9 protein-coding genes are annotated in these 12,056 nt (G+C 39.5%); 5 read left to right on the top strand and 4 right to left on the bottom strand.

All coding sequences use genetic code 11. The features are described 5' to 3' along the window. Window positions 1-197: 197 nt before the first annotated feature. Window positions 198-4,070: a PKD domain-containing protein gene (locus AC1RRY_RS02355; RefSeq protein WP_492818351.1), complete on the top strand. Its 3,873-nt coding sequence runs from the start codon at window positions 198-200 to the stop codon at window positions 4,068-4,070. A 93-nt stretch (window positions 4,071-4,163) separates the two neighbouring features. Here the strand turns inward: AC1RRY_RS02355 and AC1RRY_RS02360 are convergent, their stop codons facing one another. Both AC1RRY_RS02360 and AC1RRY_RS02365 read right to left on the bottom strand, forming a co-directional pair. Further along, on the bottom strand, window positions 4,164-5,036 hold the full coding sequence (locus AC1RRY_RS02360) for a helix-turn-helix domain-containing protein (protein ID WP_492818349.1): 873 nt from the start codon (window positions 5,034-5,036) through the stop codon (window positions 4,164-4,166). A gap of 242 nt (window positions 5,037-5,278) precedes the next feature. Next, window positions 5,279-5,689 (bottom strand): OsmC family protein, encoded by a 411-nt coding sequence (locus tag AC1RRY_RS02365; protein WP_492818347.1) that lies wholly within the window; start codon window positions 5,687-5,689, stop codon window positions 5,279-5,281. A gap of 1,098 nt (window positions 5,690-6,787) precedes the next feature. Between AC1RRY_RS02365 and AC1RRY_RS02370 the strand changes: the two genes are divergently transcribed. Then, complete coding sequence (locus AC1RRY_RS02370; RefSeq protein ID WP_492818345.1) at window positions 6,788-7,237, top strand: hypothetical protein; 450 nt, start codon at window positions 6,788-6,790, stop codon at window positions 7,235-7,237. A 169-nt stretch (window positions 7,238-7,406) separates the two neighbouring features. On the opposite strand, the gene AC1RRY_RS02375 is transcribed toward AC1RRY_RS02370, so the two are convergent. Beyond that, window positions 7,407-8,114 carry an NUDIX hydrolase gene (locus AC1RRY_RS02375; RefSeq protein WP_492818343.1) on the bottom strand — a complete coding sequence of 236 codons (708 nt, stop codon included), beginning with the start codon at window positions 8,112-8,114 and terminating at the stop codon, window positions 7,407-7,409. 121 nt (window positions 8,115-8,235) lie between these two features. Here AC1RRY_RS02375 and AC1RRY_RS02380 point away from each other — a divergent pair, with 121 nt between their 5' ends. Continuing rightward, window positions 8,236-9,192 carry an ABC transporter ATP-binding protein gene (locus AC1RRY_RS02380; protein WP_492818341.1) on the top strand — a complete coding sequence of 319 codons (957 nt, stop codon included), beginning with the start codon at window positions 8,236-8,238 and terminating at the stop codon, window positions 9,190-9,192. An 87-nt stretch (window positions 9,193-9,279) separates the two neighbouring features. Further along, complete coding sequence (gene hisB / locus AC1RRY_RS02385) at window positions 9,280-10,395, top strand: bifunctional histidinol-phosphatase/imidazoleglycerol-phosphate dehydratase HisB (RefSeq protein WP_492818339.1); 1,116 nt, start codon at window positions 9,280-9,282, stop codon at window positions 10,393-10,395. Window positions 10,396-10,482: 87 nt separating this feature from the next. Here hisB and ruvC read toward each other — a convergent pair whose 3' ends face one another. Then, window positions 10,483-11,043, bottom strand: coding sequence for a crossover junction endodeoxyribonuclease RuvC (ruvC, locus tag AC1RRY_RS02390; protein ID WP_492818337.1), 561 nt, complete (start codon window positions 11,041-11,043; stop codon window positions 10,483-10,485). 2 nt (window positions 11,044-11,045) lie between these two features. Between ruvC and AC1RRY_RS02395 the strand changes: the two genes are divergently transcribed. Further along, window positions 11,046-12,047 carry a hypothetical protein gene (locus tag AC1RRY_RS02395; RefSeq protein WP_492818335.1) on the top strand — a complete coding sequence of 334 codons (1,002 nt, stop codon included), beginning with the start codon at window positions 11,046-11,048 and terminating at the stop codon, window positions 12,045-12,047. Window positions 12,048-12,056 lie beyond the last annotated feature (9 nt).

The raw sequence follows: 12,056 nt of genomic DNA on the forward strand, positions 1-12,056 counted from the left end.
AAAAAAGTTAATGGAAGTGCATATTTTTCTATTATAAAGAACTATTTTTATAATAGAAAAACATTTAAGTAAATGCTAAATTACGAGTTGCAACAATGCTGTGTGCACTTATCTGAATTATAATGAAAAACTTTTGCTTACTACTTTTATCACTATTGCTTTCTTTAGAATTATTTGGGCAAACTGAATCTAAAACTGTGACGCTTGCATTGTGCAATGACCAGAATATCTGTGTTAGAGGACAAAAAAAAGTAACGGTTTGTTTTAAAGGGCAAATTCCTAAAAATCACTGTGGAATAACCGGATTTGACGTTATCTGGGATATTAACAAACCGTCTGATGTGTATAAGGAAAAGAGGGTTATTGCTGCAACAAAAGATGAACCGGTCTTTTTTGATATCCCGCCACATGAATATGATGTAGAGTCTTTTGCGAATTCATCGGACTATGAAAAAATAATAGTCGTAAGAATTATAGCGTATAATGATGTTTCTTGTAATCCTGATCCGGACAGAGGCTTAAATGAGTTTACCTTTATTAATTCACCAATAGCAAGATTCTCACTAACCTCAAACAAAATTTGTTTGGGGAATAACACAAACGTAACATTTAACAATGAGTCTACACCTGGAGAAGGCTCAACTTATGAATGGGATTACGGTGATGGCTCACCGAAAGGGACCTCTGCTTCACACGCCTATAATAAAAAAGGTAGTTATACCATAACATTAACTGCAAGAAATAAGTGTGACGTAAGCACTTATAGCCAGACTTTAGTAGTCTTGGATCCGCCCCAGCCAGTGGTTAAAGATTCCGCTGTTGTAGTTTTTGGAGGTGAAAATTTAATTTGTCTGTCCGGAGGAGGGATCGTAAGATTCGATGGAAGGTCATCTTCAAATGACCCTAATGAATATCAATGGGATATTAGTGGACCTAATGTTCAATACATTGAGACGACTGACCGGAATTCTCCGAACCCTAAATTACAATTCATTTCCGAAGGTACCTATAGCATTAGATTAAGGGTCAAAAATGCCTGTAATGTCTGGAGTGACTGGAAAACCATGACTTACAAAGTAGTAAAGGATAAGGTCATAACATTAAAAGATTTCAGCAGTTGCAAGCCGGTTACGGTAAAAATTGACAACCCGGAGCCGGGTGTAACGTATTATCTGGACGGTAAGGTTTTACCTGCTGAAGGGATACATCTAGACCTCTCGGACGAAGAGCATACTATCTCTGCAAATTCGGCAAGTGGTTGTGGAACTGCAGGCAGTAGAAAATTTTATGTGAAAGGCATTAAGCCCGTGTCAATCACTCCATTGCCCCAAAATACCTTATGCCTCAATTCTTCAAAGGTTGAAATCGTGGTAAGTGACCCATCAGGTGGTGGCAAATGGGAAGATGACAGACTGGTTAAGAAAGAAGGCGACAAGTACTTTTTCTATCCTAATAAGGTGGGAGCATTTAAACTTACTTTCAAAAACGGAGGGGCAGACTGCCCTGTAAGTGCCAGTATTGATGTGACTGTTGTTCAGGAACCGACATTAAAAATACCTGTCCGGGCAGATACCTGTAAGGCGTTTACTTATAAAATAGATAATCCTGTACCGGGTGCAGTTTACACAATTAATGATGCGCCGCTTCCGCCTGAAGGTAAATTGTTAGAAATAGCCCCAACTCCATATGTTGTTAAAGCTACATTGGTTACAGCCTGCGGTAGTACATTGAAAGATGAAATCTCATTTAAGATAAGAGAGTTTAAACCTGTCAAAATAACTACTGATATTCCGGCGGTTGTTTGTCTGAATTCACCAGATATTCTTTTAAGTGTGTCAGACCCGGATGGAGTTGGAACCTGGCAGCCAAGCCAGTGGATTAAAAAAACAGGGAATGATACTTATTTTACTCCTACAGCCACAGGAAAATACACAATAGTTTATTCAGGCGGAAAAGGAGTTTGTGAAGTGAAAGATCAAAAAACAATCAATGTGGAAGGTGTTTCAGGCTTTGCAAAAGATATTTCCGTTTGTCAGGGAGTTCCATCTGTAGTTTTAGAAGCAGAGCCAGCGGGCGGTATCTGGAAAATTGCCGGGAATAGCGTAGAATGTGCTTCATCGTCATGTATTAACGGAAATACCATCGATCTGACTAAAATATTAACTGAAAATACCTTAAAGTTTACCTATGAGTCAAAAGCAGTTAACGGTTGTCCTGCCAGCTACAGCGCCACTCTAACGATTGGCAATCCGCAATCTGTTTTTACGATTGATAACAGTATTTGCATGGGTCAGAAGCCTGTTATAAAAAACGACTCAAAGAATGCCAGTGTATTTGAATGGCATGTGAATGGGATTCTGAAATCAACAGAGGCACAGCCACAGTTTGATTTGAGCGCAGGTAATTCTGTTATTCAATTAACTGCCGGAGCAGGACTTTGTAAAAATACTTCCGAAAAGACAGTTACTGTAAATACACCGGCAGACCCGATAGATTTTAGCTTAACACAAAACAGAGATTGTTCACCTGTTGAAGTAGTATTTAATGTTACGGGCAATAATAGAAATGATGTCAGTTATGCCTGGGATTTGGGAGATGGAACTACATTCAGTGGATTTCAACCACCTGATAAGTCATATATTAATCAGGGAGTAGATACTAAAAAAATCACCATAACGGTTAAAGCAAATACGGGTTGTGGGAGTCCACAAAGCAAAACGCTTGATTTGAATGTAAAACCTGAGCCCAAAGCCGCTATCGGCGCTGATTCAACCATTGCCCGCTGTAGTCCGGCTAATATTTTATTTACTAATCGTTCAACTGGTGCTGATGGAATTTCCGAATGGGATTTTGGAGATGGTACCCCCAAACGAACCACATCCGGCAGAGAAAATACAATCAAACATGAATTTGTAGTTGATGGAACAGAAGAAAAAACCTTCTATGTGAAAATTAAAGTACAAAATACATGTGACACTAATACCGATTCTATTAAAGTTGTGGTGAGCCCGAGAAGCATCGATGCCTTTTTTACGATTTCACCCACTGAAAATGTCTGCGTAGGCAGTGTTGTAACTTTTAAAGATGCGTCTACGCCTATACCTTACCAAGTGTTATGGGCATTTAAAGACGGAAATACCCTGCTTGATTCTGCATCGGGTGAACTGGTTACACATAAATTTTATGGGCCTAACAAAGTTTATGATGTAATAATGACCTCAAAAACATATTGTAACAGTTATGATACAAGAAGGTCACAGATAAGAACTTATCAGTCGATAAACGCAAAAATGGGCATTAGCAGCAAGGTGATTTGTGAAGGGGAGGAGGTGAAAATTCAGAATCTGACAGGCTTCAGTAATGTTAAATCATTCTATTGGGATTTCGGAGACGGTACACCAGTTGACTCAACTAATTTTAACACTGCACATAAATTTGAAAAGGCAGGAACAATAAAAATATCTCTGGCAATACGGGATTTAAACGGATGCTTGGCTACGAAAGATACCTCCATTTTTGTTCGGTCGAAACCGAAAGCGCAAATGGTAAACGATTCGAATTTAATATGTTCAGCCAATTCGTTTGTTTTAAGAAGCGCTACCGAAAACATGCTGCTATGGACTTGGTATGTTGACGGAAAGAGATATGCCGATGGCTCGCCTAATTCTCCTGCAATTACCTTGACAAGAAAAGAGGGGATTCTGGACGTAATTCTGGTAGTCAATGATGGTACTTGTCAAGATTCAACTTTGTTTCCGGCGGCAATAAATGCACAACCTTGTGAGGTCTTTTATCCGGATGCTTTTACTCCCGACGGAACCCAGGGAAAATACTGGACGATTTTTGGAAAGGGCATTGAAAACGTCGAATTAAGCATTTTTAGCAGATGGGGTGAAGTTATCTATTACAACAATGAGACAATTCAGAACGACCACGAAAAAGGCTGGGATGGCACTTACAAAGGTGAAAAAATGCCAACGGGATCGTACCCATATCAGGCAAAAATCGTTTTGATAGACGGCAGGGAAGATAAAAAAAGAGGATTTATCAAGCTGATCCGTGATAATTAAGAATCACGTAGAGTCGGTTTTCAGACTATCCAATCTATCTTCAATTAGTACCTGATTGCATTTGATTTAAATAAGAAGTAACAAAGTAACAACCTAGGCTTCCAGCACCTCTACACCCGAAAGATACTTTTTCTTGAAGTTGGAGGGGCTTTCACCAGTTTTTTGTAAGAATTGCCGACTGAAATAGGCGGGGTCTTCGTAGCCGAGCTGATAGGCAATTTCTTTGGCGGTCATAGAGGTGTGAATCAATAGTCGCTTGGCTTCTAATACAATGCGGTCTTTGATGACCTCATTGGGCTGAGGCAGGTTGAGACGTTTGAACTTGTTGGTGATGGTTTTTGCGGCTATGCATAACAAATCGGCATAATCGGCAACACTGTGTTTTTCTTTATAATAAGCATCGACCAGAATACTAAAGCGGCGAAAAAAGTCCAGTTCATTGTTATTCTGCAGTAGTTCCTGTCCCAGGTGTTGTCTCTTCCATAGCCGGGTTGATTTGATGAGTAACTGTTTCAGATAGGTACGTATCATTTCTTCCTGCGATGTGTCATTGAGGCTGAATTCCTCATCGATGCATTGAAAAAGAGAATTGATGGAAACGTTTTCTTCTTCCTCGACCTTCACCATCGGCATCCGATTGATGTTGTTGAACAACAGACCGTCGCAAGCTACTTCTGCATCATGTATCTGTATGCAATAGAAATCACGGTTGTAAAAGATAAGACGTCCTTCTTCCGGCCCCGCGGTTTCAATGTGCAGAAACTGATTGGGCCCTACAAAGAAAAGCGTATGCTGCGTGGTTGTGTATACGTTAAAGTCTACCGTAAGCTGATAACCTGCCGGGAGATATAGAATCTTGATATAGGCTTTGTAAGCACCGCTGTTGATTATCTTACTGCTCTCGTTATTTACGTATAACAGTCCGAGTTTTTTGAGGCTGGCTTCAAATAGACTTTGTTTTAACATATATTCTCCGATTTAAAAAGAAACCCTTTGTCTGAAAACTTATAATGTGTGACATGCCCAATTGGCCGCTTGCTGATGAAATCATGAAACATTAAATTTAGACAATATTACAAATTTAAATATGCAGAGGTGCTTAAAACCTCCGCATATTTAAGGTATGCCTTATTGTCTGGCAAATTTCTCTAGTTCTGTGTTAAGTTGTCTGGCTATTTTATGGATAGCTATTTAAACTTGAAATGTTGTCAATTAAGATAAGCCTCCAGCGTAATTTCCAAGTTATAAGCCTTGCTCACGGGACAGGTTTCTTTTGATGCAAAGGCAATCTCAATAAATTGTTCTTGTGTGATACCAGGCACTATGGCGTGAACCGTAAGAGCTGATTTGGTAATGATGCCATTGTGTAGAGAAACCACTGCTTCGGTGCTTAATTCTTCAGGAGTAAAACCTGCTGTTGTCAGGTCGGCACTTAGTTTCATGGTAAAGCATCCGGCATGGGCGGCTGCCATTAGTTCTTCCGGATTGGTTCCCGCCTGGTTTTCGAATCTCGATACGAAAGAATAAGGAGTTTTATTCAAAATCTGACTTTGTGAAGTAAGGTGACCTTTGCCTTCTTTGATAGTGCCATTCCAGATGGCTTTTGCTGAACGATTCATTTTGTTTTTATTTTAGATGATTTACTGTTTTAATTTGATAGCACAAAGTTGGCCGTAATTTACAGTCCAGCCAATGCACAGTTTTCTATAGATATTGTACTTTTTTCCTTTTGAAGGAGTTTTCGAATATTTTTGGATGAAAATTTTACTGGTTGTTGGTGATGGGAGGGAGAGGATGAGTTATGTCTGTCACATTAACCCCAAGGAGAAGTTATGGCCTTGAACCAATTCAGGGGTTTGTATTTGAGCGTAAATTTGATAACTTTAAATCCTATAGTACGGCCGATATGAGTATCAATTAAAGATTACCTCAGTAGCCTTCATGCTACCTATTGATACGTAGAAAAAGAGAATGCCACCCAGGCTTGCCTTGCTTTGGTAAAACAACAGAAACAGAAATATTTTAAGCGACAGGTGGAAGTATCATAATAGTTACTATTTATGGGATGATTATGACAAAACAAACTCAGCAGATCTTATAGAAAAAGATGAGAATCGTTAATAGATATTTAAATGGGCTTTATCAGCTATTCCATAATATTGGAAATCCCGATCCTGATTTGGCTGTAATGTTTTGTGTAATCTTAATGCAAATAACTCTTGTATTGGATGTATCCTTCATTTTTAACTATAGACTACCATTAACCGAAGAATTGGGAAATAAATGGGTAGTGAGGTTAGTTATAGGGTCAATTCTATGGCTTATTAACAAGTATTTTTTTGGTATTCGAGAGAGTATATATAGTGAGTATCCTCCATTATCGAAGCGTTCAACATTTTTGATTACATCGATATATTTTGCAGTTACAATTGGTTTTTGGTTTTTCCATTAAAAAAATCGCTTACGCAAATACAGGTTTGACACTTTCGTGATGCATATGTTAACCCAAGCTCGGCCAAATATCCTGCATTTAGTCGTTGTATCAGGCGTTCTTGGAAAGTATTTAAAATAACACTAAACAGAGTATTCTGGAAGAATGATTGCGGAGGGATGAAGTGATGCCTACGGTGGTAGGAAAAATGTGAAAAATAATTAGTAAACAACTATTCATCACTTTTTAACAAAATAGAGTATTTTAATTATAAATTGGTAATTGTATGAAATCGAGAATTACTCTTATTGTTTTAATTGCAGTCTCATCAATCTTATTTTATTTTACTTTTTTAAAAGAAGATGTAATAGAAGGGCCTGACCCTTATGACGATTTTAAAATCATACCTGTATACGTCCAGAATAGTTTGATATTTATAAAATATGCATATGGGGGAATAACGGAAGATAAAGAGATAATCGTTATTTCAAAAGACAGTTCTCAAACTATTGATAAGAATAATGACATTATTTATGAGGGGAGTAGGAATTCATATCTTTATTATATAAAACAAGACACGCTTAATGTATTATTATTAGGAATGAAACAAAATAGAGAAAACCAAGCTCTTAAAAATATCGTTAAAATAAACAATTCTGAGAGTGCAAGAAAATATTATGAGTTACATGACAACGGGCATATGGTTGATGATTCTATCAGATTAAGAGAATTTTAAAAACTATTAGTTATTTTTTCTAAAATTGTGGCGCTAATACATAAGAGTATACTCGTTTTCTTATTCCCCTCGTTCGGCTAAATGTTCTGCATTTAGTTGATAAACGCTCATTTGAAACTGCATCAATCTCTGACTTTAAATCATTAAAAAGCTCAAAGCCAAACTAGTCCTACACCAACCCATCCGGATTAGGTACAAAATTGAGGAAAGAGTCTGAATGTGAGAGATACTTTTCGGTGTCCAGTTTATAAAGGAATGCGCCTTTTTTCGAAAAGCCTTTTTGCTTCTCTTTCAGTTTAATAAGTAGCCCGGTCGAAAGTATTTTTCTGCTGAAATTCCGTTTGTCGAAGTTACTGCCATAAATGGCTTCATACAGATTCTGTATCTGCGGGATAGTGAAGGTCTCGGGCATCAGTTCAAAACCAATGGGATGAAAAGCAGCCTTATAGCGCAGGCGTTCAATAGCCATTTTTATCATACCGGCATGGTCAAACAATAGTTCGGGCAAGTCGTGCATTGAAAACCACTTGGCATGATACGAATCAGAGATTCTCGTCTCATAGTCTTTTACATTCACCAAAGCATAATAGGCTATGGCAACTGTTCTTTCTACCGGGTCACGGTTTGGGTCACCGAAAGCCCCCAGTTGCTCCAGGAATACCCCCGTTAAGGCAGTTAACTCAAATAAAATTCTGTTGGCCGCTTCATCCAGACTTTCAGAAGGTTTCAGCCACCCGCCCATCAATGACCAGGTATCTTTGTCGGTCTGAACGCCCCGTTTTACCAATAATAATTTTAATTCTTCTCCGTCGAATCCGAAAATAATCGAATCGAGAGCTACCAGACATTTGGTTTGCTGTTTGTAAAGTTCTAACATCTCGACGGTTGAGCTTGCGGTGTTTTTCTTTTGGTTAGTAATTTATCAACAATATTAGGAAAGTGAACGCCGATGCACAACAAAAAAGAGAAAAAAGACATAGTTTTACAATAAAAAACAAATGCCCTTGCTTAAAATACAGAATCTGTCCAAATCTTTCGAAGACAAAAAGGCTGTCAATCAGATTTCTTTTACAATGGAAAAAAGAGAGATTCTGGCGATTCTGGGCGAAAGCGGTTCCGGCAAAACAACCTTGCTGCACCTGATCGGAGCGTTGCAGGAACCCGATGAAGGAACATTACTGCTGGAAGACAAACGCATAACGCCCCCTTCGCAAAAACTCATTGCCGGGCACCCCGATATTAAACTTGTGCGGCAGGATTACGGCCTTTTCCCGAATGTATCCATCAGAGAAAACATTGCGTATGAGCTACGTTATTATGAGGAAAACTATCGGAATAAACGGGTAGACAAATTACTGAAACTGAGTGGACTGGATAAAGTGCAGGCACATCTGCCGCGTGAGGTATCAGGTGGTGAGCAACAAAGAGCGGTGATTGTTAAAGCGATTGCCGAGCAACCGAAGTTATTACTACTCGACGAACCTTTCAGCCATTTGGATACTGTCAATAAACGCAGACTGAAAACAGAGATTTTGCGCCTGATTAAAGCCGAAGAAGTGAGTTGTATTTTTGTAACGCATGATGTGAGTGACGCCTACGGCATGGCTGACCGCCTGGCTGTAATGCGAAAGGGAAAGATTCTGCAATCAGATAATCCGCATAAGGTGTATCAGTTTCCCGTGAACCGCTATGTGGCTGAGATAACCGGCGAAGTAAATGTAGTGAGCGAGGAATGGCTCATTAAAGCAGGTATTGAAAACCACAAAAGCTTGTTTATCCGTCCGGACCAAATCAGGGTTATGCCCGCTTCATTACTTAAAGCAACTATTTTATCGGTTAAGTTTTTAGGCAATTATTATGAAGTGATTCTGAAATGCCTTGAACAGGAATTGAAGATGTTTAGTTTTGAACCCTTGGAAACAGGTGCAGAAACGGGCATCGGACTACGACAGTAAATGCTAATGTATAGTTTCCCAATCAATAAGCTATATTTTCCAAAAAACCTCCCTAACTTTACCGGAAAAACTATTTGATTCAAAAGCATGCAGAAAATTCTTTTTATCGATCGCGACGGTACTATTATTGATGAGCCCAAGACAGATTTTCAGATAGATTCTCTCGAAAAATTATTTTTCCTTCCTAAAACTCTTTCTAATCTTAGAAAAATAGCCGAGGAGACCGATTACAAATTAGTAATGGTAACCAATCAGGACGGATTGGGAACGGCTTCTTTTCCGGAGGATACCTTCTGGCCTGCGCACAACAAAATGCTACAGGCTTTAGAAAATGAAAATGTGTATTTTGAAGCTATCCATATAGATCGTAGTTTTCCGGAAGAGAATCTGCCCACCCGTAAACCGGGCACAGGCCTGCTTACTGAATATATAACCGGTGATTATGATTTGGCCAATTCTTATGTAATTGGCGACAGAGCGACGGATGTGCAATTGGCTGTTAATCTGGGTGCTAAGGCCATTTTTATAGGAGAGAATCCAACCCTGACACCCGAGCAGGAAAGTGTCACAACCCTTGTCACCAATGAGTGGGACGCAATCTATGAGTTTCTGAAGCTGCCGCCAAGAACAGCGGCTATTGAACGCAACACGAAGGAAACCCGCATTAAGATTGAACTGAACCTTGACGGCAAGGGTAAATCGGACATACATACGGGCCTTGGCTTTTATGATCACATGCTCGACCAACTGGCCAAGCACTCGGGTGCCGATTTGTCAATTTTCGTAGAGGGCGACTTGCACATAGACGAGCACCACACCATTGAAGACACTGCCCTGGCTTTAGGTGAAGCGTATCTGAAGGCGTTGGGTGATAAAAAAGGGATTTCACGTTACGGATTCCTTTTACCGATGGATGATGCGCTGGCACAGGTTGCCATCGATTTCTCGGGCAGACCCTGGTTGGTTTGGGATGCGGAATTCAAACGAGAGAAAGTAGGGGAGATGCCTACCGAAATGTTTTATCATTTCTTTAAGTCGTTTTCAGATACCTCAAAGTGTAACCTGAATGTAAAGTGTGAAGGGCAGAACGAGCATCATAAGATAGAAGCGATTTTCAAGGCTTTTGCCAAATCGATAAAAATGGCGGTTAAGAGAGATTTAAAAGAACTCGACAGCCTACCAAGTACCAAAGGAGTACTTTAAATATTAAGGGTTTGCAGTATTTGCAAACCCTTAATATTTAAAATATAGTAGCCGATAATTCAATCATTAGCTTAATCACTAACTCACTCATTTAACCCTATCCGGGTTCTCGCTTGCAAAGGCAGCCCAACCTTTCTTCTTTGAAGAATTGCCCGTCAGCGCTTTGGTTTTGCCGTGCATATAATGGCACACTGCTACACCTACGGCGTCGGTGGCATCATAAAATTCGGTTTCCAGTTTTATTTTCAGCGTTTGTTCAAGCATATAAGCTACCTGTTCTTTACTTGCGTTCCCGTTTCCGGTTACAGATTGCTTTACTTTTTTAGGCAGATACTCTACAATAGGTACATCCCGGTTCAGAGCAGCAGCAATGGCTACGCCCTGTGCTCTTCCCAATTTTAACATCGATTGAACATTAACCCCATAAAACGGCGCCTCAATTGCCATTTCATCAGGCAGAAATTCTTCAATCAGTTGCGTCATTCTTTCGTAAATCTTCTTTAACTTCAGTTCGTGTGTACTATATTTGTCGAGCTTTAAAACTCCGTATTGAATCAGGGTTATGGTACTGCCTTGCACGGCAATAATACCGTATCCCATAATTCTTGTACCGGGGTCCACACCCAAAATAATTTTTTCGTTGTTCATACATGCAAAATAACTCAAAAATCTTAGACTTTAAGCCTGGTTTCTGGTTATGGATATTAAAAAATATCCTTTTTGCAGTGGTGTTGTATGCGGTTTATCTGCTGCTGGTGGAAAAAGGAGAGAATATAGCCGGGATGGTAGGATACTTCAGACAGATTCCTTTCAATGTCATGTTCCTAACTGTTCTATTGTTAATTCCGGTCAATTGGGCCTTTGAAGCCTGGAAATGGCAAAGACTGGCCATGAAAATTGAAAAGATTAGTTTCTGGGAAGCGTATCGTGGAGTATTGGCCGGACTGGCACTGGGTAATTTCACACCATTGATGATGGGAGATTATGCCGGAAAAATTGCCATGCTTAAAACACAAAAGCGCACGGAAAGCGTAGGTGCCATTTTGCTTGGTAACGGTATACAATTATATGTGTCTCTTTTATTCGGAGGCATCAGCTATCTGTATTTTGTTGTTGTGGCAAAACCAGGTCCTTTTTTATTACATATATGTATAGTAGTATTATTGTGTATGCTGTTGTTACTCGGTGTATGGATAGCCTTCAATCTGCAAGGGCTTAATTTTGCAGGCACAAAAAACCGGGTCATTGAATACATCTGGAAATACCTTATTATATTAAAGGAATATGAGCTTAAGGAAACCAGAGATATTTTTCTGATTGCCACCGGCCGATACGCTATCTTTACCATTCAGTTTTTATTAGTATTGCAGTTGTTTCAAATTCAATTACCTGTATTGGTATTGCTGGCAGGCGTCGGGATTATTTTTCTGACAAAAACTTTGGGAGCGGCTTTCAATTTTCTGGGCGACCTGAGTGTACGTGCCATTACTTCGGTCTATTATTTCGGGTATTTCGGAGTAAAACTTTCGTTGATTACCACAGCTACTTTTACTATATGGTTTATTAATGTGTTGGTGCCGCTTATTGTCGGAAGCCTGTTCATCTTGTCACTAAGATTTTCAGTCAAACCTTCAGACGCATCTGCCAGGTGAGTTCATTGT

The sequence above is a fragment of the Emticicia sp. GW821-FHT11C11 genome (assembly GCF_058808615.1).

Bases quoted from the DNA above. Each gene is read 5' to 3' on its own strand.
- AC1RRY_RS02360 (WP_492818349.1), bottom strand. From the start codon at position 5,036: ATGTTAAAACAAAGTCTATTTGAAGCCAGCCTCAAAAAACTCGGACTG.
- AC1RRY_RS02365 (WP_492818347.1), bottom strand. From the start codon at position 5,689: ATGAATCGTTCAGCAAAAGCCATCTGGAATGGCACTATCAAAGAAGGC.
- AC1RRY_RS02370 (WP_492818345.1), top strand. From the start codon at position 6,788: ATGAAATCGAGAATTACTCTTATTGTTTTAATTGCAGTCTCATCAATC.
- AC1RRY_RS02375 (WP_492818343.1), bottom strand. From the start codon at position 8,114: ATGTTAGAACTTTACAAACAGCAAACCAAATGTCTGGTAGCTCTCGAT.
- AC1RRY_RS02380 (WP_492818341.1), top strand. From the start codon at position 8,236: ATGCCCTTGCTTAAAATACAGAATCTGTCCAAATCTTTCGAAGACAAA.
- hisB (WP_492818339.1), top strand. From the start codon at position 9,280: ATGCAGAAAATTCTTTTTATCGATCGCGACGGTACTATTATTGATGAG.
- ruvC (WP_492818337.1), bottom strand. From the start codon at position 11,043: ATGAACAACGAAAAAATTATTTTGGGTGTGGACCCCGGTACAAGAATT.
- AC1RRY_RS02395 (WP_492818335.1), top strand. From the start codon at position 11,046: ATGCAAAATAACTCAAAAATCTTAGACTTTAAGCCTGGTTTCTGGTTA.